Below are 25079 nucleotides of genomic sequence, written 5' to 3'. Positions count from 1 at the left end.
ATCTTAAACTAAATTTAATGCTATCGTATTTATTGCAAATAAAAGCATTGAAACTATTGTTACTTTAACTAGCATTGCTTCTTTTGTCTTTGATTTATTCTTAGTGAAGAACGTTTCACTTTTGCTACCTTGAATTAACCCGCTTAAAGCATCAGCTTTACTTTTTTGCATTAATATTGAAATAACAACTATTAATCCTAAAACCGCTTCTAAAACAAATAAAAAAGTTTTCACGGTTACACCTCCCATATTGTACTTTTCGTGCATATTCATATACTTCATCATAACATAATATATACTATATATCAAGATTATTTACAAATAGCCCCATTATTAAACATATTTACTTACTTATTGCTATTTTATCGTTTAAAGTCATATTATTCATATACTTTTCTTTTAAATTCTTCTTAAATATCCCTATGAATAATACTACGATACCACTAATTATTACAAATAAATAAAAACTAATTCCTCTGCTTAATAACATAGCTGAGCTTAACGTACTTACTGGAAAAAGTGTCTTAAATAGTGTTAAAAAACTACTTTCGCTACTCCCAACAGAACCTGGAAGAGGTATTGCTGATACTGATATAAACAATATAGATTGCAAAGAAAAAACAGTCAAAAATGAATATGTTGATAAGTTAAAAGCTTTATATACAAAGAAGGTAATACTGTAATTGAAACATATTTGTGCAAATGTTGTTAAAATTACTTTTACAATAACCATCTTATTTTCCTTAATAAATTTAGCTCCTTCTTGATATTGATTAATTTCCTCATCAATGTTCTTAATTAACTTATTTAAATTTATAAATTTAACCCTACTTACTAACTTAAAAATTAATTCTATCGTCTTTGATATAAACTTTTTTGAAAATATAGCTAAAACTATAAATAGAAATACTATAGTGTTAGATATAATTCCTACCCAGATTAAAACCTTAATTGCTGGATTTAAAGTTATAATAAATTTATAATTTCCTATGAACGCTAGTAATGCAATAACTATAGTAACAAATTGGAAACTAGCCAACTCTACTAACAATACAAGTGATGAATGTGAAATATCAACATTATCTTTCTTCATATAATAAATTTGCATTGGTTGTCCACCCGAAGCAGATGGAGTTATTGAACTAAAGAAAAAACCTACAAATGCATATTTTAATCCATTAACAATACTTATATCATATGAAAGTAATCTTAACATACGTCTTATATTAATAGCTTCGCAACATATAAAAAGAAACATAAATAAAATTCCTACATATATATATGTTAAATTTACAGACTTTAATGTTTCAACTATATTATTTAAACTATTATCTTTAAAAACTACAAAAAAAGTAACGCCTATAAGTGCAATAAAAAGCAAACTGCTTTTTAAAATCTTTTTTAAACTCATACTATTCATAAAGTTCTCCTACATTTAAAAACTTAAACCCTTCTTCTAACCATATTGGTATTGTTTTATCTAATGCTACTATTGTTCTTGCTGGAGCCCCATTGCTACCTCTTCCATCATGAAGGCAAATAACATTTTTATTTTTTGACTCTTTCAATAATCGTCTTGAAATTTCATCAGCAGTTATATCTGATTTCCAATCGCCAATAATCACATCCCAAAGAACTAATTTAAAATCATATTTTCTTATATTAAATAATGTCATTAAATTCAAATGCCCCCATGGTGGTCTAAAAGATTTAATATCTATATCTAATTCTTTCATTATCTTTGAACTTTCCTTAAAATCCTTATTAGTATATAAAGGTCCCTTTATTAAGGCATTTTTATGCTCAAAGGAATGTAATCCAATAGTATGTCCTTCTTCTTTCATACGATTAATTATTTCACTATTTTTCTCTGCAAAGCTTGCTACACAAAAAAATGTAGCTTTTATATCATATTTTTTAAGTAAATCTAATAATTGTTTTGTATAATTTTCATCTGGTCCATCATCAAAGGTTAATGCTAAATATTTTTCTTCATTAATATTTTTAATTATCGGTGTGCCCTTAATCTTAAAATAAAAAGTTGGAATAACACTATATGATAATATTAAAAATAGTATTACAACTATAATTCCCATGATTATGCCCCCTTCATAAATTTATCTAAAACATTTATAATTTCATTTTGATTAATTCTGCTTTTTATATTTTTCATATTATTTTTCATCTTCGTAATTTCATCATCATCATTAATAAGATTTAAAATATCTGAAACTATATCAAAATCCTTGTCTCTAATTACTTTTCCTATTTTTTCTTTTTCTATAAACTTTGAGTTCTTAATTTCTTGAACTAAAAATGGATTTATAACATACATTGGAACTTCACTATAAATTGCTTCAAATAAAGTTATTCCCCCTGATTTTGAAATTATTAAATCTGAATTTTTCATATATTTGCTTACTTCTTCCGTATATCCTATAACCTTAATATTTTTATATTTGTCTCTAAGGTATTCATACATACTTTTATTATTTCCTGTTATAATTGTTGTTTTTATATCTTTTACATTATTAAGTACTTCAAACAATTCATCATTTACTGATATTAATCCTAATCCTCCGCCCATAATAAGAACTTCTTTTTTCTTATTATTTTTGTTTAAATCCATATCAATTTCTCTAAATTGTTTTCTCACTGGAATTCCAGTTATAATTATTTTTTCTTCACTAATACCTTTATTAACTAAACTACCTTTTATTTTTTCATCTCCAACAAAATAATAATTTGTATTTTTATGAATCCACTCACTATGACTTGATATATCAGTAATAAATGTTAGTAATGGTACATTAGATTTTTTTATTGATTTATATTTTGAAATATATTGAGAGCTTATTGGCAAAGTTGAAATAACAACTTCTGGATTATATTTATCAAATAATTTATCCAATTTTTTAATAAATAAATAATTAAATGTCTTTATATTCCGCTCTTCATTATTAGTATTTATAAAATTATAAAGGTTAGCCCATTTACTAACTAAAGTATCAAAACTTTTATAAACATAACTACTTATGGCTGGAAATAAATAATCTATAATATCAATTATTTTTATATTTACATTGATATCTTTATAATTTTCTTCTATTTCTTGCTTTATCGCCTCCGCCGCTGAATAATGCCCCATTCCAAATTTTCCTGTTAAAATTAATATATTCATACCTTATCCCCCAACCTTCTTACTATATTCACATTATAAAATTTAAATATTAAGAATTTACAAACCTAAATCTTAATATTTGCTTACGTAAATCTACTTATTTATTAAAATTTTATTAACATTTTAGAAACAGTTTATTTTAACTTTTCTTACAATATTAATTTTATAAAAATATGAAAGCTTGCAACATCGATTAATATTGCATTATAATTACATTTTCGTAAGAAATGAAAAAAGGCCGTACACCTAAGTGCACAGACCTTCTTGAGGAAAATTTATAAAAATGTATCGTTTAAGCTTAATTAAAGGAAACTCGACTCCCTTCAGTCGCTGAGTACACTAAAGTGTACTTTCAACTAGCCAAATTAAAATTTGGAGCTTCAAGCAAGTTCGATTAACTAAATCGAAGATTGAGACTGTAGATAATTTTGTGTAATATAGTTTCTTATAAATCAAATATTACTGGAAATTTTGATTTCCAGTAATATTTTTTTATTATCTAGAAATACTAATAATGTGTTTTTCTGTTCTTTTATATTATTTAACAAAAGTTAGATAATATGCATAAAATTTATAAAAAGTACAAGCTATTATGCTAATTCATCTTTTAATTCTTCAGTAAAGAATAATGTTAGCTCCGCTAACGTAGCACCCCAGTTTGGAACTGGTTGAGTCCATTTTTCCATGATTTCCATAGTCGCTAGATATACGCACTTGTTTAGAGATTCATCTGTAGGAAATATAGTTCTAGATTTAGTATACTTACGTACCTGTCTATTGAATCCTTCAAGTGCATTAGTTGTATAGATCATTTTTCTTATTCTAGGTGAGAAATCAAAGAAAGTAGATAAGTTATTCCAGTTGTTATACCATGAATCTATAACCATTCCATAACTATTTCCCCAAGTTTCTTTTAGTTTGTCTAGCTGCGCTAACGCAAGTTCTTCAGTAGGAGCTTTATAAACTTCTTTTAAATCTTTCATAAATGATTTTTTATCTTTTGAAGCTATGTATTTTATAGAATTTCTTATTTGATGAACAATACATGTTTGTATATTAGCTGATGGAAATACGGTCTGAATAGCTTGTGGTAGCCCTTTAAGTCCGTCCATACAAGCAATTAAGATTTCTTTTACACCTCTATTTTTTAAGTCATTGCAAATACCTAGCCAAAACTTAGCTCCTTCGGCTTCATCAACCCATAGTCCAAGAATATCTTTATATCCTTCCATCGTATATCCTAAACAAATATATACAGCTTTATTAACTATTTTTCCGTTGCTTCTAACCTTAAAGTACATAGCATCTAAGTAAACTATTGGATATATTTTATCTAACATTCTATTTTGCCATTCGGTAGCGGTAGCTATTACTTTATCTGTTATTTTAGAAACCATTGATGGTGAGATTGTTATTCCATATAAATCTTCTATTTCAGCCTGAATNTCGCTAGTAGTCATACCTTTAGCATAAAGAGAAATTATTTTTTTATCTAATTCATTACAAACAGTTTCATATTTCTTTACTATTTGAGGTTCAAATTCAGACTTTCTATCCCTTGGTATATCGAGATCAACATCTCCAAATGAACTTCTTAGATTTTTTTGGCTATATCCATTTCTATAATTTCTTTCGCCAGGCTCAATATTGCTTTGACGTTGGTATTTATCTCTACCAAGATGTTCATCCATTTCTGCTTCAAGTATATTTTCTAGTACATCCTTAACTAACCTTTGAACTAATCCGTTCTTTCCAAGAACGTCATCGATTGTTTTACACTTTTTTATCTCTGAATTGTAATCAAAATTGATATCATTTTTTCTTGCCATAGAAAATCCTCCTAAAATTTATATAGTATATTATTCCAAATCTACCAACTAATCATACAAAAAAAGAGTAGATAGATTTGTTTTTTACACAAATCTATCTACTTTCCCATAATAATAGATAATTCTATTCATTCTCTTAAGTTTAAATATATAAATAATGAACGATACATCATAGCACACTTAAAACTCCCCCTGGTAAATCCACCTGGGGTAGTTTTTTTATATTAAAATACCCCATAGATAATTTTATTTATTCACTGTACTATCTCTAATAATTAACTTAATTGGTAATATAGTTTTTTCATTTACCTCTATATTATTATATTTAGCATCAATTAATTCAATTGAAAGCCTTGCCATTTCTTTGATTGGCTGATGTACAGTAGTTATCCTCGGTGTTGTTAATTGTGATATATCAACATCATCAAAGCCAACTAATTTAATATCTTCCGGTATCCTAATTTTTATTTCATTACAAACTTGAATAACCTGTGCAGCTATTAAATCACTACTTGCAAATATTCCATCAACACCTTCTATTTCATTTAGTGCTGCTTTTATATAATCGTAATAATTCATTTGATTATATGTATCTATATCATATTTCTTTATAAAATACTCAATCTCATTTTTACTACATACATCTATAAAAGCTTTTTCTCTATTATCAGCAGGCATTTCTTCATCTATTACTCCACTAAGGTGTAATATTTTTTTGCATCCACATTCTATTAAATGCTCTGTTGCAAGCTTTCCACCTTGATAATTATCACATTGAATTCCAAGCTTACCTTCTTCAAAATTTTTCTCTAATAATACTACTGGAATACCTCCTGTATTAATCTTATTAGATTCAACATTTCCACTACATATAATTATCCCTGCAACTCTATTACTTTTACACATATCTAAATATTGCTTTTCTTTTTCAGCTTTTTCTTTACTATTACATAATATTATCTTGTAATCTTTTTTAGCTGCTTCATTTTCTAAATTACTTATTAATTTTGCAAAGTATGGGTGAGATATATGAGGTACTATAACTCCAATTGTATTACTTTTTTGTTTTGTTAAGGAACGTGCTATTTCATTAGGCTGATATCCCAGTTCATCCATAGCTTCATGAACCCTTTTCTTTGTTTTTTCACTAATATATCCTCTATTATTAATAACACGTGATACAGTGGTTGGAGTAACACCTGCTAACCTTGCAACATCTACTATCGTAGCCATCTATTTATTCACCTATCTCATTAAAATATTATTTATAAATCATTTATTAAATCAACTTTAAGTATATCATATTTATATACCATATATTAATAGTAAGCAAATATATTATTTATCATATCAACATAAATTACTAAAAAAAATTAACTGTATTGAAACTATTTGTAATTTCTTTATTTCAATACAGTTCATATATCTTTTTATACCTTATAAATTTTTTATCGCATCTGATATTACATCAGCTAAATCTTCAGCCTGAGGAACAAATCCTAACTTATCAATAAATGCATGAGCCATACCTTTATATCTATAGCAAGTAACATCAACGCCGGCATCTTGAAGCTGCTTTGCATAAAATTCTGTTTGAATACGAAGTCCATCAAATTCTGCACCTACTAAAATTGCTTTTGGTAAGTTAGCATGTGATTTTGCCATCATAGGACTCACGTATGGATCATTAACTAAATCAAAGCTAGGTAAATAGCTTGCCAACATTGGATCACTTAAGTCTTTGCTAGGTCTTCCTAAACCAGTCAATGGTCTCACCTTTTCTTCTAATTCTGTAGCAATCTCTATCATATCTTCTGACCACTTATATCCTTGAACACATGCATTTCCTATTGCTACTGCTGGATAAATTAAGACCTGTAATGCAATCATAGGTACTTCTTCATCTCTTGCTTTTAATGATATGGCTGCAGCATAGTTACCACCAGCACTATCCCCTGCTACTGCAATTTTACTTTTATCTATTCTATATTTTTCAGCATTATCATATATATGCTTTACTGCATAATAATTATCATTTAATCCATTTGGATATGGCTTTTCTGGAGCTAGTGAATAATCTACATTAAAGACTACACAGTTAGCTTTTTCTGCAATCAATTTGCAGAAATTTTCTACTACATATGTAGTTCCTCCAATCCATCCACCACCATGGAAAAACACTAATGCTTTATTATTTTTATTTCTATCTAAATTTCTTGGATAGTAACGCCATAATCCTACTTCATTTCCACTATCAGTAATAGTTTCAAACTTTGTATAAATTTCAACTGTATTTAAGTTATAATTAGGGAATCCCATACTATCTCTAATCGTCGAAATTACCATATCTAATGTAGTCATTTCATCATTTTCCATAGATTTATCTACATTTTCTTTTACATCTTTCTGATTCTCTTCTTTATCATTGCTTTTACTTGCCCAATGTTCATCCATTATTTCCTTTTCACATGGATCTAAGTAACCATCTCTTTTTTCTCCAGGACTTGGTTTAAATATTATCTTAACCCCATTATTCTCTATTATATTTACTTCATTTTTTAACACTTCTAAATATTTTTCTGGATATTTTCTCATAAATACTCCCTCCTACCTTTATCACTTTTATTATACCATTAACGTTTACATAGTTCTAAATATTTATATTTTAATAATATAGTTTATATATGTAAAAAAACTGGACCACAAAGGTCCAGTGTACTACATTATCTAACTTCATTTAAGAATTTTTCAATTCTCTTTAAAGCTTCCATTATATTTTCCATAGATGATGCATAGCATGCTCTAATAAATCCTTCACCACATTCACCAAATGCATTACCTGGAACTGCTAGTACCTTTTCTTGTAGCAATAACTTTTCACAGAACTCATCAGATGTCATTCCTGTTGACTTAATACATGGGAATACATAAAAAGCTCCTAATGGTTCAAAACAATCTAATCCAAGTTTTCTAAATCCATCAACCAAGACCCTTCTTCTTCTATTATATTCCTTCACCATCTTACTAACACTTTCATCGCCATTCTTTAATGCTTCGATTGCTGCAAATTGTGCTGTTGTTGGTGAACACATTATTGCATATTGATGAATTTTCTTCATAGCATCTAAAAGAATGTGATGTCCACATAAATATCCCAGTCTCCATCCTGTCATAGCATAAGATTTTGAAAATCCATTTATAACAAGTGTTTTATCCTTAATTTCTGGGAAACTTGCTATAGATACATGTGGCTTATCATAAGATAATTCTGCATAAATTTCATCAGAAATAACTATTACATCCTTATCTTTTAATACTTCCACTACCGGAGCTAATTCTTCTCTTGTCATTATTGCCCCTGTTGGATTATTTGGGAATGGAATTATAACTACCTTTGTTTTTTCAGTAATTGCCTCTTCTAATTCTTGTGCTGTTAACTTAAAGTCATTTTCTGCTTTAAGATTTATTATCTTTGCAGTTGCTCCAGTAAATGCAGTACATCCTTTATATGCAACAAAGCTTGGTTCTGGAATAATTACTTCATCTCCAGGTCCTGTTAATGCTCTTAATGCAATATCAATACCTTCACTACCACCAACAGTAACTAAAATCTCATCCTTAGGATTATACTTTAAATCAAATTTTCTATATAAATACTTAGCTATTTCTTCTCTAAGTTCTATAAATCCAGCATTAGAAGAATAGTGAGTATCACCTTGCTCTAAAGAATATATTCCCGCTTCTCTAACATTCCAAGGTGTAACAAAATCTGGCTCTCCTACCCCTAAAGATATTACATCTTCCATTTCATTTACTATGTCAAAATATTTTCTTATACCTGAAGGAGGCATTTCTCTAACTTCTTTTCTTATCATATTTTCTAGCATCATATAAATATTACCTCCCTATTAGAAGCTTTCTTTTCTTTAAATATAGTTCCATGATCTTTATATTTCTTTAATACAAAATGAGTTGCTGTACCTATTACATTATCTTGAACTGCTAATTTTTCTGATACAAACATTGCAACTTCTTTCATTGTTTTTCCTTCTACTATAACCGTTAAATCAAATCCTCCTGAAGACATTAAATAACAGGCTTTAACTTGATCAAAGTTATATATTCTTTCAGCTACCTTATCAAATCCTTCTCCTCTTTGAGGCGTTATCTTAACTTCAATTAATGCAGTAACTGTTTCTTTTCCTGTATTTTCCCAGTTTATTAATGTTGTATATCCCGCAATTATGCTTTTTTCTTCATAATCTCTAATTGCTTCTCTAACTTCTTCTACTGTTTTACCTGCCATAACAGCTATTTGTTCATCAGTATATCTACTGTTTTGCTCTAAAATCTCTAAAATTTCTTCCATGATAAACCCTCCTTAAATAGTTAGTAATTTAGAGTTATTAGTTAATGTTAAAACTCCTTAAAAAGTTTTTTAATATATTTTAAAATCTGCATTAGCTGATTTTATTCCTTTACTTCTAACTATTAATTATTAACTCATAACTAAAAAAAGCCTCGTCCTTCTATAAAATAGAAGGGACGAAGCTATAAAATTCCGCGGTACCACCCTAATAAGTAAATTGCTTTACTCACTCAGTAAAATATAAATTAATTAAGCTCTTTTCTATCAATAAGTGAGCTGTACATTCGTCTTGCCAAATTTCATATATAACTTTCAGTAAAACTTGGAGACACATTCATATTTTATTCCTTATAACGTTAGGAAATACGACTTTGCCTACATTAAGAAAATTCTTAGTTCTCAACAAAGCGATTCAAAGGCTGCTTCTTAAAAGTATTATTACTAAGTTTCACCATACCTTAGCTCTCTAAAAATAATAGCTTAAAATACTCTTCCTTATCATAATCTTTAACTCTAATATTAAATAATATTTTACTAAAAGTTTAAGAACTTCTTAAAGAAAATCAAGAATTTTTAATTTAAGAAATTAAATTTTCTCTTTTATCTAAAATATTAAGATGTTTCTTTATAATATTATCTATTATATCCTTTTTTAAGTCAATAATAAAACTCTATAATTCACTTTAAATTTTACCATTTACTAACTTCCCCTAACTTTCTTTATAATAGTTCACCCCTTCATATCCTAGTCTTTCTTCTTGCATTTCTAATCTCATTTTATATTCTTCCCAATTTCTATTTTCTTTAGGAGTCCAACCTATTTCTGCATATCCAAGAAGTCTTGGATATATCATATAGTCCATTTGTTCTTGTGTAGAAATTGTTTCAGTCCATAAAGGTGCTTCTAATCCTAAAGCCAAATTCTTTGGTGCATAATCTGTTACATCCCATTTATATGCTGTTTCTACTGGAATATACCCTGCCCAATCAAGTCCATATGGTGTTTTTTCATTATATTTCATATCTAAATAAGCTTTACTTGCAATTGATACTATTATTTTCATATTCTTTTTTACAGCTTCTTCATTAGAATCTTTCCAATTTTGTAGTATTACACTTGAATTTATTTCTGGGGATGTATCTATTGGATCCCAACCTATTGGTATCTTCCCATACTTTTGAGCTATTTTAGCAACTCTTCCTACAAAATAATCATAATCTTCTTTTTTAGTATTAAGTGCTTCATCTCCACCTATTTGAATATATTTAGAAGGTGAAATTTGAACAACTTCTTTTATTACATCCTCTATAAATTCATAAGTTTTTTCACTATGCGCCATAAATGAGCTAAATCCTACATCAGTTCCTGTATATAAAGGAGCCTTTTTACCATTAGGATTTAAAAATCCATAAGAAGCTAGCGCTGCATTAGTATGCCCTGGCATATCAAACTCAGGAACTATTTCAACATATCTTTGCATAGCATAACTAACAATATCCTTAAATTGTTCTTGTGTATAATATCCTCCTGGACCTCCACCAACTTCTGTACTTCCACCTATAAGGGTTAATTCTGGATATTTTTTAATTTCTAATCTCCATCCTTGATCATCACTTAAATGTAAATGTACTCTATTTATCTTATATTGTGCTGCCAAATCTATTTGTCTCTTAATTTCATCTACAGTAAAAAAGTGCCTTGCTACATCAATCATTAAGCCCCTATAGCTATACACTGGCTTATCATTAATAATTGATGCTGGAACAGTCCATTCTACATTATTAACTACTGTACTATTAGCAATTTGTGCTGGTAGCATTTGTCTTAATGTTTGTACTCCTCTTGCTATTCCCTCTGGTTTATATGCTGATATTTTAACTATTTTAGGAGTGGATAATATATTATATCCCTCTATTCCTAGTTCAGGATTTGTATTAATTGTAGTTAAGTAAATACTACCTTCTGGTGGCTTATCCCCTTTTATAATATTTAACTCAAACCCAGTAGCTGCACTTAACTTTTCTCTAAGAAAATCAGCTATCCATCGTATCTCTTCTGTTTCTTCATCAGTAATTCCCTTGACATAAATTGAAGTATCATTAGTTAAAATAAATCTTCCTTCATTAGTTTCAATACTTATTGGTTTTGGAATAATACTAATTTTAGCTTCACTTCCTTCTGCATTAAATGTCTCTTTAACTAAATATTTTTCATTATCTAAATCTTCTTGCATTTTCATTGTACCAAAAGTGGTAACTGTTATTATTACTATAAGAACTAATGCAATATAAAAATGAGGAATTTTTTTTCTTTTCATCATTTGTTCACATCCTTAAATAAAATTCTAAACTTCACCCAAAGGAACATATTTAATTTAGTTTATCAAAACTACTTAAAGTCTTTAATTTAGCTAGTTTAATTTACATTCAATGTACTTCTTGGAAGAATATTAGAATAGTTTTCTTTTAATTAATAGCTTTCATAAATTTTATTATTTGCCATTTTTTTAATATTAATTCTTATAACTAATAAAAAAACTGCTAATATCATATTCAATATTAGCAGTATCTTAGTCTATAACAGATTTTTTGCAAATTCCATGTTATTAAATTCATTTCTCTTTATATATGCTAAAGCATCAATTAAAAATACTTTATGATGTTCTATAGTCTTTGAAAACACTTGTATAAACCCAACTATTTTCTCTTTATTATTATCCTCCCCATTTAAATATAATCCTACTAAATAAAATTTGATAAAAGCTACTCTCATCAATAACATTATATAACTATCAAATGGTGTTAATATCTCATTAAATGGGAACATATTATTATAAATAAAATTAACTAAGTAATTTTCAAATATATAATTATATTCATTTTCTATAATTTCCTCATATTCTTTAAATGCTTTTATGTATAAATTTGAATTTTCATTTATAGATTTATCACTTTCAATCTTATATCCATCTAGTATTTCTTTTGTATACTTTTTAAATGTAATACTTTCAACTTCTTTATCTACCTTTAAAATCTTAAGCATCTTTATAAAGAAATTCATTTGTATAATATAATTCATATTATCGTTTCCTAAAAGTGAATTTATATCCTCACTTGAATATTCTTTAGCTACCCTCTTAACATTATATGTACTTATAAATTTATCTATGTCCTCTAAATTATTATTAAACTGATCCTCAAGCTTATTTATAAAATCACCTAAAATATATAATCTTTCATTTAGCTTAAAATCTCTATTTTGAATTATATCTATACAAAAATCTCTTATTTCTCTAAAATATCTTAAAGGTGAATTTTGAACTTCTTTAATTTTGCTATCTATTTGTGCTGATATTATATGTTTGCCAATCGATTCTTCTTTACTAACAAATTTTATGCCTTCTTTATTTAATAAAATAAGTCTTGCTGCCTCTGGACATGCTACATCAAGAGACATTTCATAAGTATCATCTATTTTATTAGTTACTCTTGGAAAACATGTGCAAACATTTGAAAGATAATCTTCACCTAAATTTGAATGAATGACACAATAATTTTCTTCATCTAAAAACGGACATCTCTTATCTTTTTTCAATTTAACTATTCCATAATCAATATCTTCACTACTACATCTTTCATTGTTTTGAACATTCTTTTGAAACATTCTCTTCATTTCTGGATCTTTAACTTTAAAATATTTTTTAAATGTTATTTTATCTATATCAATATTCCAACCAATACAGCAACTATCCTCACATTTTCCTCCTATACATTTGAACTCTTCAAAATATCTTGGATATATTTTTTTAATATTTTTCACCATTGTTTACTTCCTTTAAACTTTCTCTATAATAATCTCGTTATAAAGTTAATTAATATTTTCTTACATGCTTTTTTATTATTAATTAAGTTATTTCCAATATTAACACCATTATATCAAACTTTTTATAGTTATCTATAAATTATCCTAACCTAACATTTATCTTATAATAAAAAGGAGTGCATAACTTATACTTTAAATTACACACCCATTAAATTTATTAATTAAATATATTCATCCCTATAAATTTCATAAGGCCTTGATGAATATACCCTGTAAACTACTTGTCCATCAAAATCTATCATATCCTTAGCCCTTTCCTTTATCCAAGGCTCCCTTATCATATCTAGAACTATATCTTTACTAAACCACCCAACCTCAGTACTTTCTTCACTTTCTCTCAATTCTCCTGAAACCTTTACTGCCAAAAAATCAAATATCACCTTAGTAGGTACAAATGTTTTATTATCCCACCCTATATATGATTTTGTGTTAGAATAAACCCCAGCAAGCTTCTTAACACTAATTTTTATTCCTGATTCTTCAAATACCTCCCTAGTTATGCCTTCAATTAAATCTTCTCCATTTTCAACTTGTCCACCTGGGAACTCCCATCCCCTATGTGGATTCTTGACCAATAAAACCTCATCCTTTTCATTAGTAACCAATGCTCCTGCTGCTACTATATGTGTTGGAAATACCATTCCCTATACCTCCATATTGTTTAATTTTATTAATAACCTAATAAATCATTAAAATTTTATTATCTTTTATAAATATATTATATAACTACTAACTAAAATATTTTTGTACAAAATTTATACAATATCTTTTTTACTATTATCGCTGTTGGTATTGCTGTTGCAAAAACAGCAGCTGCAAATACATAACCACTAACACTACCTTGCATCATTCTACTGATCATATGTCCACTAGTACATCCATCAGCCATTCTAGCACCATAAAGTAATATAAATCCTCCAATAAAGCTTGGAGCATATTTACCTAGAAATCCTTTTTTATTATCATCTAGTGTACAATATTCTATATCTCTACTAGCATCTTCTTCACCATTTTTCCTTTTGTTTTTAGATAACATATACCCTAATAGTCCACCAATTGGTATAGATAATACAAATATAAAGTCGTAGTTTATAGGATTTTTTATAGCTTTAGCTAATTTTCCTTCTGATTTATCATAATATGCATTTGAACTTGCGTAACCACTTTCTCTATTTGAATCTTCAACTATTACATCACTATCTATTGTGCTATGTATAATTCCTGACAATACAGAAAATTGAGTTGATACTCCTATTGGTTTTACAAGAAAAATGGCTATAAAAAATGATAACCCTAATATCATTGCACCTTTTATCCAATTATTTTTATTCATCTTATATTCCTCCAAAAATTTTATTTCTAATTCGTTTATACTATACAATTAAAAACAAATATTTAAAGTGATATAATCACATAATAAAAATCTTAAATTTACATATATATTATATATTTTGTATTTAATGAAATATTATGTCATTACTTAAAAATATAATTACTTATTATTTTGCTTTATCAAAAAAAATAGTAAATAAGCTAGTATAAAACAATTATATGAAATCATTTTATACTAGCTTTCTTATTTTAAAACATATATGATTTTACTATTTATTTTTAATTATTGAAATGCCTTGAGTCATTGTACCCATAGGACAATATACACACCAAGAATTAGGCTTACAAAAAATCATAGTAATAACCCCTAAAAGAGTTGATGTTAACATCATACTATAAAATCCAAATGCAAATTGTACAACCCATGGAGTTACATAAGAATAATCTATAAAATTCCATGGAAGTTTAAATATCCAAAATAATGTTATAACTTCTCGTAAGCTATTTGTATTATTAAATACTAAGTAAGTAATAAATAACATATTTAAAAACATAGCTAAGAAAAATATTAAAAATCCAACTCTAAAATATTTATCTTTTAAAAATTTAGGCATTGACTTATTTCTTGATAACTTAAACTTATTTCCTAATATATTTAATATCTGTCCCCTACCACAATATTTATTGCAATATTTTTTTCCCCCTCCAAAGATTGAAATAAGTAATGGAATTAAAAAGCATAATAAACCAAGCCATGCAAATAAAATATTAAATAGTCCAAGAACTAAATATAATGTAGAAACTATCCACATATAATCTGACCAATGCTTCTTATTTTTTATTTTCTTTTTCACATTAATTTTATTTTTGCTATCACTCACTTCTATAGGTTTAATTTCTATCGCATTTGCAGGACATGCCTTTGCACATTTACCACACCCTACACACTTATTAATATCTACTTTTGAAATAATACCTTTATAAATAGATATTGCACTAAATGGACATTCTTTCTCACATCTTCCACAAGCAACACAATATCTTTCATCAACATTAGCCTTTTTCTTTATTATTTTATTTTCCACCTCATTAATCCTCCATTAAATAATAACTAACTTTAACTACAGTATATATACTGAATTCGTAACTGTACGTGACTTAATCACCCAAAATTTGTATTATGTGACTAAGTCACTTAAAATATATAATAATCATATAAAATATTAGATAAGATAATTATTATAAAACTGGAGGATTTAAATGAAAGTTATTAATAATAGAAATTATTATATAAAAGAACTTTATAAAGCTTATCCAATTTTGGAGCAAATAGATAATTATAATAAAGGTGCTTTAGTTGAAAGAGCTCTATTTAAGGAATTGTTAGCAGATGAATTGCTAAATACTAATGAAGATAAATGTGTAGGATTTCTATTTGTTATAAGTGGAACTATAAAAATTCAAAAGATTAATGAAAAAGGTGAAGAAACTAATCTTTATAACATAGAAAAAGGACAAATATGTCATGAAGCATTAAGTTGTTTTCTAAATTGCACTTCATTAAATATTATAGGAAGAGCTATGCAAAATTCTAAAATATGTATCATCCCTTTTGATATTGTGAATACTTATTTGCTTAATAATACTTTATTTTTACAATATATATACAAAGATTTATATAGTAAATTTAATGTAATAATCAATGTTAAAGAAGAAGTTAAGCATGAACCATTAACAAATAGATTAATTAAATTACTTATATCTAAAAACAGTAAAAATATTTATGTAACTCATAATGATTTGGCATTTGAATTAGATTCAGCTAGGGAAGTAATTAGTAGAAAATTAAAGCAGCTAGAAAAAATGGGATATTTAAAACTAAGCCGAGGAAAAATACAGATAGAAAAAGATTTAAATGAGTTGTTAAAGTGATATAGTCACAAACTAAATTAACCTTAACAGCTATTATATAAGCATAAAGTAATTATAAATTTAAATGTTTTTAAATTTAATGGAGGATAATATGTTTGGATTTTTTAATAAAAATAATGGCAAAGTAATTAATGTTAATGATATTGATAATTTAATAGGTAAAATTGAACTAATAGATATAAGAGAAGTTAATGAATATAATAGAGGTTCTATAAAAAGCGCAAAAAATATACCGATGCAAACACTTTTAGGTAATCCTGATAAATACCTAAAAAAAGATAGAGAATATTATCTAGTATGTCAATCTGGTGGAAGAAGTTCTATGGCTTGTAATAGTCTTAGACAAAAAGGCTTTAATGTAATAAATGTTGCAGGTGGCGTTGGCTCTTATTTAGGTAAACATAGAAGTTAAAATTAACTGTAACAATTTAATCATTAGATATTGAAATCTTAATAATTAACTATATCCAAATGAGGTGTATAAATTTATGAAAAAAAGAGTTTTAATTGTTGGTGGAGTTGCTGGTGGTGCATCAGCTGCTGCAAGACTTAGAAGAAATAGCGAAGAATATGAAATTGTAATGTTTGAAAAAGGTCCACATGTGTCATTTTCAAACTGTGCGCTTCCATATCGTTTAAGTGGAACAATACAAAGTGCAAATAGATTAGTATTAATGAGTCCTGAAAAATTCAAATCGCAATACAATATAGAAGCAAGAGTTAGTAGTGAAGTTTTATCAATAGATAAATATAATAAAGAAGTTAAAGTTAAAAATTTATTAACTGGTGAAATTTACAAAGAAAAATATGATAAACTTATTCTTTCTCCAGGGGCAAGACCTATTATTCCTAATATTCCTGGTATAGAAAACGTTAATGTTTTTACTATAAGAAATGTTGTTGATATAGATAATTTAAATAAATTTATACAGAAATTGCAAGCTAAAGATATTGCCGTTATTGGTGGTGGATTTATTGGAGTTGAAGCAGCAGAAAATTTAATTGAAGGTGGATATAATACTTCTTTAATAGAAGCTACACCTCAAATATTAAAACCTTTTGATTATGATATGGTTCAAATACTTCATAAAGAAATGACAGATCACGATGTTAATTTAATTGTAGATGATAAAGTTACTAAATTTGAAAAAGACACAGTAGTTTTAGCCTCCGGCACAAAAATTAAAGCTAATGCTGTTGTTATGGCAATAGGAGTAACACCTGAAATAGAACTTGCAAAAAATGCAGGCCTTGAAATTGGTCAAACTGGGGCTATAAAAGTTGACGGTAACTATAAAACTAGTGATAATGATATTTATGCTGTTGGAGATGCTATTGAAGTATATAATGCATTAACTCATAGTTTTACTAAATTATCGTTAGCAGGTCCTGCTCAAAAAGCAGCAAGAAGTGTTGCTAATAATATAAGTGGACAGGTAACTACAAATAAAGGTTATATTGGATCAAGTGCAATTAAAGTATTTGATTATAATGCAGCATCAACAGGTTTAAACGAATCTTTAATTAATTCATTAGGAATGAATATTAACTATGATATAGTGAGAATCTCAACAAATGATAAAGTTGGTATAATGCCAAATTCTGCACCTTTACACTTTAAACTTCTATTTGAAGTTCCAACCGGAAAAGTTTTGGGCGCACAAGCTATTGGTAAAGGTGATGCAGTTAAAAGAATTGATGTAATTGCAACTGCTATTAAGTTTGGAGCTACTGCTTACGATTTAAAAGACTTGGAATTATGTTATGCACCACCATTTGGAACTGCTAAAGATGTAGTAAATTATGCTGGCTATGTTGCTTCGAATCTTTTAAATGGTTCATTTAAACAAATTAACGTTGATAAAGTAAGAGAATTAGTTGAATCTGGTGCTTATATAGTAGATGTAAGAGAAAGAGCAGAATTTGAAAATGGTCATATTAAAGGTGCTATTAATATTCCTTTAAGTGAGCTAAGGGAAAGAGTAAATGAAATTCCAAAGGATAAAACAGTTTATCTTCATTGTAGAACTGGGCAAAGAAGCTATAATGCAGTCCTAGCATTACAACATTTAGGCTTTAATAATGTAGTAAATATAACTGGAAGCTTTTTAGGTTTATCCTTCTATGAAGCTTATAATGATAAATTAAAAAATAGAGAAAGTATATTAACAAATTATAATTTTAAATAATAATATTATTATTTCTAAACCTAAAAATGCTGAATCATAAATTAAAATATGATTCAGCATTTTATAGTTATTTACTAGTTTTAACCTTAACTCTTCCCCACATCATAGTTAGTAATATACCACCTAAAACTGCAATTAAATGAGCTATTATATAATTAACATATCCATTATTAGCTGAATTAACTATTGCAAATCCTGGTACTGCAGTTGTACCAAATCCTATTGCAGTTAACTTACTTATATAAATATATCCTCCTGCTAATGCAGCTGCTAGACATCCGCAAACTAATGGATACTTATTTCTTAAAGTAACACCAAAAATAGCCGGTTCTGATATACCAAATAACGTTGATGTAAATGCTGGAATACACATTTCTCTTGCCTTTACATTATTCCAATGTAATGCTAAATATCCTAGAACTGCTCCACCTTGAGCAACAACAGCTACTGAGAATATCGGATTTAAGAAGTTCACTCCTGTATCAACTAATAATTGACTTTCTATAGCTCCAAATATATGATGTAATCCTGTTATTACAATAATTTGGTGTAATCCTGCAAACACCATATATCCAAAAATCCCTAAGTTTGTAGTAGCCCAAACTAATGTTGTAGTGATTAAACTTGCTAATGTACGACCAATAGGTCCAATTATAGTAAATAATAATAATGCAGAAATAAATACTGTAAGCATTGGAGAAACTAATAATTTAACACTGTTTGCAACCTTCTTTTCAAATAATTTATCAAAATAAGCTACAACAGCTCCCATCATTAATGCAATAATAACTCCACCTTGAAATCCAACTAATTGTATTTTTAATCCTAACACACTAATTGTTTCTGGTATAATAGTTCCTTATGCTGCTGAATAAGCATCTGTTAATTTTGAATTAAGCATTATAGCACCTATAACAAGTCCTAATACTGGTCTACCACCATATCTTTTAGTCGCTGAGTAAACAACTATTAATGGTAAAATATCAAATACACTTGATGATACTATTGATATAAATCTATTTATTCCTTCAAGCCAAGGCCACATTTCAACTACAGATTGATCACCAAAGATACCTTGTTGTCCTAACAGACCTGATAATCCTAATAATAAAGCAGCTGCAAGAATTGCCGGCATTATTTCTATAAATACATCTGAAATTGATTTAATTCCTTTTTGAAATATATTTTGCTTTTCGGCCGATTTAGTCTTTATATCTGCAAGGGACATATTTTGCATATTAGTAACTTTTGCAAACACCTCATATACTTCATTAACTAATCCTGCTCCAAAAATTATTTGAAGTTGATCTCCAACCATAAATACTCCCTTAGCCATATCTACTTCATCTAAGGCCTTCATATTTATTTTACTATCATCATCTAAAACAATTCTAAGCCTTGTTGCACAATGTGCTACCCCTTTAATATTCTCTTTACCACCAATATTTTTAATAATTTCACTAGTTATATTTATATATCTTTCATTTTTATTAATAACCTTACTCATTACAAATTCCCCCTTAACTAATAACCCTAAATATCCATTTTTTACTATAGAAATCTTGCTTTACTCTTTCAATTGTTATCCCAACATTCATAAGCTCATCACCAGCAAATATCTCATCAGTTTCAACATCCTTATATAAATATTCTGGATTTAATCCCTTAAATTTTATAGTTCTAATTTGAGCTGCTGGCAAAGATAAAACCCTTACGTATGTAGCAACAAACTGTTTCTTATCTTTTGAAACAATATTCCATGCTGATTCATTTCCATCAAAAGGATTAAATATTCTATATAAATCACCAAATTGAATTATTTCTCTTATATCCTTATATTCTTTTATTTGATCTTTAACTATTTCCTTTTCTTCTTCAGTTAATTTAGTTAAATCTAATTCATATCCAAAATTTCCAGCCATAGCTACATTTCCTCTTGTTTCAAGTGGTGTTATTCTACCAACCTGATGATTGGCTACTGTTGATACATGGCATCCCATAGTTATTGGCGGATATGCTAAACTAGTCCCATATTGTATTTTAGTTCTGCAAATAGCATCAGTATTATCACTTACCCATGTTTGTGGCATATAATAAAGCATTCCTGGATCGAATCTTCCTCCTCCACTTGAGCAACTTTCAAATAATATCTCAGGAAATCTACTAGTTATTCTCTCCATAACCTCATATAATCCTAACATGTATCTATGACTTGTTTCTTCTTGTCTTTCTGCCGGTAATAATGCCGAACCTATATCCGTAATATGTCTATTCATATCCCATTTAACATAAGTTATAGGTGCTGAATCCAATATCTTGCATACTGATTCAACTATATAATCACAAACATCTTTTCTAGATAAATCTAAAACTAACTGTCCTCTTCCCATTGTATATGGTCTATTTGGCACATGAATACACCAATCCGGATTCTCTTTATATAAATTGCTTTCAATAGAAATCATTTCTGGCTCAAACCATAATCCAAACTCCATTCCCATATCTACAATCTTATTTGCAATACCTTCTATTCCATTAGGTAATTTTCTTTTATCTACTATCCAATCTCCTAAAGAAGTATTATCATCATCTCTTTTTTCAAACCATCCATCATCAAGAACAAAAAGTTCCATTCCAAGTTTTTTACCCTCTTCTGCTATTTTAATAATCCTATCTTCATTAAAATCAAAATAAGTAGCTTCCCAATTATTTATCAATATAGGCCTAACCTTATGCTTAAAATTTCCTCTACATAAGTTTTCTATATATAGATTATGGAACTTTCTTGACATTTCTCCTATTCCTTTATTGGAGTAAATCATCACAACCTCTGGTGTTTGAAATTCCTCACCTTGTTTTAATAACCAAGAAAAATCAAATGGATTAATTCCCATAGCGACTCTTGTATTTCTATATTGGTCAACTTGTACCTGTGCGGTAAAGTTCCCACTATATACAAAGTTAAATGCATAAACCTCTCCAGTGTCCTCATTGGTATCTTTTCTAACTAATGCCACAAATGGAGCTTGATGAGGACTACTTGCTCCTCTAGTACTCTCTACCATTTGAATTCCTGATACTATTTTTCTTCTTTCAATATTTTTCTCATTATTATGAGCACCATATAAAGTAATCATTTCAAAATCATCATCTCTAAAATCAATACTCATACTTAATGCTCTTAAAAGTCTTAAATCTTCTGCTCCTTCATTAATGAATTTAACACTTCTTGTTATTACATCTAACTCATTAAATACAGAATAAGTTAATATTACTTTCAATCCTATTATTTTATCTTCTAAATATATTTCTAAAGTATCACACTCATCATCATTCCCATAAGTTGACGGCAATCCCACTAATCCCCTTTTACCTTTAAACACTTTATATCCCGAATACCTTAAATCTGAAATCCTTGTCCCATTTTCTAGCTTAACTTGATATGCTGGAACTCTAAAATCACCATTCCCAAATCCCTGATACTCTTGTGGTATTGTATCTAAAGAAAAAGTTCTATCTTTATCATATGGATTTGGTGAAAACCCCCTATCTAAGTAAATAATCTTATTACTTCCTCTATATTCGTTTACCCTTGAACCATAATATAAGTGAGCTAAATATCCACCTTCTAAAACTTGCATAATGTAGCTTGTATTTTTCCCTTGTATATGGAATAAATATTTTTTATCATCTATCTTAATCCCCATACCTTCCCTCTTTCTTCATATCTTATTTTTTTCCACGAACTTATTGTAAACATTTTTAAAATATATTAATATGGAATTATGTTGACAAAACCTATGATTTTTGTGACTAAATATTTGATTCTGGAGGATATTATGACCTTTAATTTTTCCTATAGAAACCCTTACGATAATATTGAATTAAATCTTTATACTTGTGGGCATGAAGCTTGTAAAAGCTTGCATTCATATGGACCTGCTATACGAAGTGGTCATTTAATTCATATAGTTTTAAGCGGTAAGGGAACTTATAAAATTAATAACACTGTATATACATTATCTGCTAGAGATGCTTTTTTAATCTATCCTAATGAACTTATATATTATGAGGCTGATAAAGATGATCCATGGGAATATATTTGGGTTGGACTTGTTGGTACTAAGGTTTGTGATTATTTAAATAAAACATCAATCTCTAAGTCAAATCCTATATTTACTTTAAGAGATGATAGTTTATTGGTAAATTCCATTAATTCTATAATTGATAGTACTAAAATTGATACTAATAAAAATTTGAAAATATTATCCACACTATATAATTTTCTTTTTGAGTTATTAAATGAATTTCCTAATACAGCAAATAATAATAAAAATACTCAACAAACTTATTTAGAGGAAGCATTACTATATATTCAATTAAATTTTCAGGATAATATTTCTATTATTGATATTGCAACTCATCTATCTATTGATAGATCTTATTTGCATAGGATTTTTAAAAAGAATTTAAATATATCTCCACAAGAATATATTTTAAACTTAAGATTAGAAAAAGCTGCTGAATTATTATCAACAACTTCTTTAACTATAGGAGATATATCACGTTCTGTAGGCTATAATGATACTATGCTATTTTCTAAAACGTTTAAAAAACATAATGGCTGTACACCTTCTTTATATAGAAAATTTAACAATCATATCTAGAGTATTTCTACTAGCTATGATTGTTAAATTAAATATTTAATGAAATTGTAAAATACTAAAATAAATTACGTATTGAACACACTCTTCCTTGTAACTCAACTAGAATATTAATTCTTAATATTGCTTCTAAATTAGTACTCATTTCATTTTATGCATGAGATAATACTGGAAACATTAGATAATTCTCTCTAAAAATATTTTCTGTATCCTTCAAAATAAATAAAGTATTATTATCATCAGTCAATATACTTTTCTCATATCCATTTGTATCAATAGGTGTAAATCCTAAATTTACTTTTTTAGTTTTACTGTCCATTAAAACATTTATTACTTTATCTAAATCAAAATTTCTATCACAAAATATACCATTAATATTTAATACATCCTCTTCATACTCACAAATAGCAACTGAGTTATATTCTTTAATATAATAAATACATTCTTTTAAAAATCCTAAACAGTAAAACATAATTAAATTCTTATTATCTTCAACATAAAGCTTTGAATTTACTATACTGTTATCAAGAATACTTTCTAATATTTTTTTATCTTCTTTATTATCTATATTTAATTTTCTCTTCTTAATATTAGTAGCTTCTTTAATTTTACTTATTGAATACTTATATTCATTAACTTTTTCAAATCCAAACTTAGGATAAAAATTTAATACTGTATCATTTGCTGATAAATAAATACAATCACTCTTTTCTTTATATTCACTAATTATTTTTTCAATTAAATATCTTGATAAACCTTTATTTCTATACTCATTATCAGTCATTACTGTTCCTATTTGAATATAGTTTTTCTTTTTACCTAAAACATTCATTTTCATAATACTTACAGATGCATTTGCTATTAATTTATCTCCATCTAATAATGAATATGGAATATATCCTTCTTCCCAATAACCAGCTTCATACCATTCTTTAAAGTTAAATCCATAGGTTTTATCAGTTAAATCATTTAATCTTGTTCTTAAGTTTTTATCATCTCTATAATCTTTTACAAAAGTATATTCTTTATTATTAATTAATACTTTCTCATTCATTTTCTCACTCCCCTAACATATCCCCTATAAGTATTTTATTTTAATATTATTCATAAGCATATCTATATTACTTTTAATAATATAAGTTGAGCCATAAACTTAATCATTATTCAACCTTATCACTATATTATATATTCTTCTTTAAAATGCTTTAAAAATACTGCTTGTCTTATCTGATATTGATACCTTTTCAATCTTATATCCTTTTTCATCAAGTACATTAAAAGCCATATAATCTTTCATATCAACAGTTTCACCATTAAGTTCTAGTTTATATGAAACCTCATACTCAAAATGAATATATCCATCATTTTCTGTTTCACTAGTTTTTGTAAAATTAATATCTGTAACAGCACTTGCTTCTGATATAACACTGCTATATCTAGTAAATATTCTATTAGCCATTAATAAATCAAAAGCATCATTAGTAATATATTCACCAAATATTGATTTACAATCTTCAATGAATCGTCCTGACTCTTCAAGACTTGATATATCTTTATAAGTATCATATGATACTAACTTTCTAATAAAACTTTCTACATTTTGCTCTTTTGACGAATTAGTACATCCCACTAATAATCCTATTGTTACAATACATAAAAATAAATATTTAATTCTTTTTCTCATTTTTCTCCTACCCCCA

General features: G+C 27.4%; 21 protein-coding genes, 1 pseudogene and 1 other annotated feature. Of the genes and pseudogenes, 4 read left to right on the top strand and 18 right to left on the bottom strand.

The window, feature by feature from the left end; all coding sequences use genetic code 11:
- Positions 1-3 precede the first annotated feature (3 nt).
- The 14 genes from secG to HCG70_RS02435 form a co-directional block, all read right to left on the bottom strand.
- Positions 4-234 (bottom strand): preprotein translocase subunit SecG, encoded by a 231-nt coding sequence (secG, locus tag HCG70_RS02500; RefSeq protein ID WP_042395700.1) that lies wholly within the window; start codon positions 232-234, stop codon positions 4-6.
- Between the two features lie 109 nt (positions 235-343).
- Complete coding sequence (locus HCG70_RS02495; protein WP_042395698.1) at positions 344-1420, bottom strand: lysylphosphatidylglycerol synthase transmembrane domain-containing protein; 1077 nt, start codon at positions 1418-1420, stop codon at positions 344-346.
- A complete protein-coding gene (locus HCG70_RS02490; RefSeq protein ID WP_042395697.1) occupies positions 1413-2096 on the bottom strand; it encodes a polysaccharide deacetylase family protein in 684 nt (227 codons plus the stop codon). Before HCG70_RS02490 ends, HCG70_RS02495 begins: the two co-directional genes overlap by 8 nt.
- A gap of 2 nt (positions 2097-2098) precedes the next feature.
- Positions 2099-3181: an MGDG synthase family glycosyltransferase gene (locus HCG70_RS02485; RefSeq protein ID WP_042395695.1), complete on the bottom strand. Its 1083-nt coding sequence runs from the start codon at positions 3179-3181 to the stop codon at positions 2099-2101.
- 590 nt (positions 3182-3771) lie between these two features.
- Positions 3772-5010 (bottom strand): IS256 family transposase, encoded by a 1239-nt coding sequence (locus HCG70_RS02480; RefSeq protein WP_221697453.1) that lies wholly within the window; start codon positions 5008-5010, stop codon positions 3772-3774.
- A gap of 246 nt (positions 5011-5256) precedes the next feature.
- The gene (locus HCG70_RS02475; RefSeq protein WP_055275025.1) at positions 5257-6243 is read right to left on the bottom strand and encodes a LacI family DNA-binding transcriptional regulator; all 987 of its coding nucleotides are present in this window, start codon (positions 6241-6243) and stop codon (positions 5257-5259) included.
- A 204-nt stretch (positions 6244-6447) separates the two neighbouring features.
- Positions 6448-7605 carry an alpha/beta hydrolase gene (locus HCG70_RS02470; protein ID WP_055275024.1) on the bottom strand — a complete coding sequence of 386 codons (1158 nt, stop codon included), beginning with the start codon at positions 7603-7605 and terminating at the stop codon, positions 6448-6450.
- 128 nt (positions 7606-7733) lie between these two features.
- On the bottom strand, positions 7734-8900 hold the full coding sequence (locus HCG70_RS02465) for an aminotransferase class I/II-fold pyridoxal phosphate-dependent enzyme (protein ID WP_055275022.1): 1167 nt from the start codon (positions 8898-8900) through the stop codon (positions 7734-7736).
- The gene (locus HCG70_RS02460) at positions 8897-9379 is read right to left on the bottom strand and encodes an Lrp/AsnC family transcriptional regulator (protein WP_042397789.1); all 483 of its coding nucleotides are present in this window, start codon (positions 9377-9379) and stop codon (positions 8897-8899) included. Before HCG70_RS02460 ends, HCG70_RS02465 begins: the two co-directional genes overlap by 4 nt.
- A 169-nt stretch (positions 9380-9548) precedes the next feature.
- Positions 9549-9890 (bottom strand) — a binding site (T-box leader).
- A gap of 199 nt (positions 9891-10089) precedes the next feature.
- On the bottom strand, positions 10090-11697 hold the full coding sequence (locus tag HCG70_RS02455; protein WP_055275106.1) for a family 20 glycosylhydrolase: 1608 nt from the start codon (positions 11695-11697) through the stop codon (positions 10090-10092).
- Between the two features lie 257 nt (positions 11698-11954).
- Positions 11955-13202, bottom strand: coding sequence for a flagellin lysine-N-methylase (fliB, locus tag HCG70_RS02450; RefSeq protein ID WP_055275020.1), 1248 nt, complete (start codon positions 13200-13202; stop codon positions 11955-11957).
- A 221-nt stretch (positions 13203-13423) separates the two neighbouring features.
- Positions 13424-13903: an NUDIX hydrolase gene (locus HCG70_RS02445; protein ID WP_055275018.1), complete on the bottom strand. Its 480-nt coding sequence runs from the start codon at positions 13901-13903 to the stop codon at positions 13424-13426.
- Between the two features lie 92 nt (positions 13904-13995).
- Positions 13996-14610 carry a YeeE/YedE family protein gene (locus HCG70_RS02440; protein WP_260457716.1) on the bottom strand — a complete coding sequence of 205 codons (615 nt, stop codon included), beginning with the start codon at positions 14608-14610 and terminating at the stop codon, positions 13996-13998.
- 253 nt (positions 14611-14863) lie between these two features.
- Positions 14864-15679, bottom strand: coding sequence for a 4Fe-4S binding protein (locus HCG70_RS02435; RefSeq protein ID WP_082425206.1), 816 nt, complete (start codon positions 15677-15679; stop codon positions 14864-14866).
- 175 nt (positions 15680-15854) lie between these two features.
- Here HCG70_RS02435 and HCG70_RS02430 point away from each other — a divergent pair, with 175 nt between their 5' ends.
- The 3 genes from HCG70_RS02430 to HCG70_RS02420 all read left to right on the top strand — a co-directional run bounded on the left by HCG70_RS02430 (position 15855) and on the right by HCG70_RS02420 (position 18715).
- Positions 15855-16526, top strand: a complete 672-nt coding sequence (locus HCG70_RS02430) for a Crp/Fnr family transcriptional regulator (RefSeq protein WP_055275013.1) — start codon at positions 15855-15857, stop codon at positions 16524-16526.
- A 91-nt stretch (positions 16527-16617) separates the two neighbouring features.
- Entirely contained in the window at positions 16618-16938 is a 321-nt protein-coding gene (locus tag HCG70_RS02425) for a rhodanese-like domain-containing protein (protein ID WP_221697451.1), read from the top strand.
- Positions 16939-17014: 76 nt separating this feature from the next.
- Positions 17015-18715, top strand: a complete 1701-nt coding sequence (locus HCG70_RS02420) for an FAD-dependent oxidoreductase (protein WP_055275011.1) — start codon at positions 17015-17017, stop codon at positions 18713-18715.
- A gap of 67 nt (positions 18716-18782) precedes the next feature.
- Here the strand turns inward: HCG70_RS02420 and HCG70_RS02415 are convergent.
- Positions 18783-20222, bottom strand: a pseudogene (locus tag HCG70_RS02415) (PTS transporter subunit EIIC).
- Between the two features lie 13 nt (positions 20223-20235).
- The gene (locus HCG70_RS02410; protein WP_055275007.1) at positions 20236-22422 is read right to left on the bottom strand and encodes an alpha-galactosidase; all 2187 of its coding nucleotides are present in this window, start codon (positions 22420-22422) and stop codon (positions 20236-20238) included.
- A gap of 132 nt (positions 22423-22554) precedes the next feature.
- Here HCG70_RS02410 and HCG70_RS02405 point away from each other — a divergent pair, with 132 nt between their 5' ends.
- A complete protein-coding gene (locus HCG70_RS02405; RefSeq protein ID WP_042397814.1) occupies positions 22555-23382 on the top strand; it encodes an AraC family transcriptional regulator in 828 nt (275 codons plus the stop codon).
- A gap of 148 nt (positions 23383-23530) precedes the next feature.
- Here HCG70_RS02405 and HCG70_RS02400 read toward each other — a convergent pair whose 3' ends face one another.
- Together HCG70_RS02400 and HCG70_RS02395 are read right to left on the bottom strand one after the other, a co-directional pair.
- On the bottom strand, positions 23531-24433 hold the full coding sequence (locus HCG70_RS02400; RefSeq protein WP_221697450.1) for a GNAT family N-acetyltransferase: 903 nt from the start codon (positions 24431-24433) through the stop codon (positions 23531-23533).
- A gap of 141 nt (positions 24434-24574) precedes the next feature.
- Positions 24575-25063: a hypothetical protein gene (locus HCG70_RS02395; RefSeq protein WP_221697449.1), complete on the bottom strand. Its 489-nt coding sequence runs from the start codon at positions 25061-25063 to the stop codon at positions 24575-24577.
- Positions 25064-25079: the final 16 nt, after the last annotated feature.

Source organism: Clostridium sp. K04, from assembly GCF_019734375.1.
Classification (GTDB): domain Bacteria; phylum Bacillota; class Clostridia; order Clostridiales; family Clostridiaceae; genus Clostridium; species Clostridium saudiense.
The sequence above is the reverse complement of the archived record's forward strand: the minus strand, read 5'-3'. Positions and strand labels throughout refer to the sequence as shown.

Excerpts from the sequence above, each read along its gene's own strand:
- HCG70_RS02495 (WP_042395698.1), bottom strand. The coding sequence starts at position 1,420 with ATGAATAGTATGAGTTTAAAAAAGATTTTAAAAAGCAGTTTGCTTTTT.
- HCG70_RS02490 (WP_042395697.1), bottom strand. The coding sequence starts at position 2,096 with ATGGGAATTATAGTTGTAATACTATTTTTAATATTATCATATAGTGTT.
- HCG70_RS02485 (WP_042395695.1), bottom strand. The coding sequence starts at position 3,181 with ATGAATATATTAATTTTAACAGGAAAATTTGGAATGGGGCATTATTCA.
- HCG70_RS02475 (WP_055275025.1), bottom strand. The coding sequence starts at position 6,243 with ATGGCTACGATAGTAGATGTTGCAAGGTTAGCAGGTGTTACTCCAACC.
- HCG70_RS02470 (WP_055275024.1), bottom strand. The coding sequence starts at position 7,605 with ATGAGAAAATATCCAGAAAAATATTTAGAAGTGTTAAAAAATGAAGTA.
- HCG70_RS02465 (WP_055275022.1), bottom strand. The coding sequence starts at position 8,900 with ATGATGCTAGAAAATATGATAAGAAAAGAAGTTAGAGAAATGCCTCCT.
- HCG70_RS02460 (WP_042397789.1), bottom strand. The coding sequence starts at position 9,379 with ATGGAAGAAATTTTAGAGATTTTAGAGCAAAACAGTAGATATACTGAT.
- HCG70_RS02455 (WP_055275106.1), bottom strand. The coding sequence starts at position 11,697 with ATGAAAAGAAAAAAAATTCCTCATTTTTATATTGCATTAGTTCTTATA.
- fliB (WP_055275020.1), bottom strand. The coding sequence starts at position 13,202 with ATGGTGAAAAATATTAAAAAAATATATCCAAGATATTTTGAAGAGTTC.
- HCG70_RS02445 (WP_055275018.1), bottom strand. The coding sequence starts at position 13,903 with ATGGTATTTCCAACACATATAGTAGCAGCAGGAGCATTGGTTACTAAT.
- HCG70_RS02430 (WP_055275013.1), top strand. The coding sequence starts at position 15,855 with ATGAAAGTTATTAATAATAGAAATTATTATATAAAAGAACTTTATAAA.
- HCG70_RS02425 (WP_221697451.1), top strand. The coding sequence starts at position 16,618 with ATGTTTGGATTTTTTAATAAAAATAATGGCAAAGTAATTAATGTTAAT.
- HCG70_RS02420 (WP_055275011.1), top strand. The coding sequence starts at position 17,015 with ATGAAAAAAAGAGTTTTAATTGTTGGTGGAGTTGCTGGTGGTGCATCA.
- HCG70_RS02410 (WP_055275007.1), bottom strand. The coding sequence starts at position 22,422 with ATGGGGATTAAGATAGATGATAAAAAATATTTATTCCATATACAAGGG.
- HCG70_RS02405 (WP_042397814.1), top strand. The coding sequence starts at position 22,555 with ATGACCTTTAATTTTTCCTATAGAAACCCTTACGATAATATTGAATTA.
- HCG70_RS02400 (WP_221697450.1), bottom strand. The coding sequence starts at position 24,433 with ATGAATGAGAAAGTATTAATTAATAATAAAGAATATACTTTTGTAAAA.
- HCG70_RS02395 (WP_221697449.1), bottom strand. The coding sequence starts at position 25,063 with ATGAGAAAAAGAATTAAATATTTATTTTTATGTATTGTAACAATAGGA.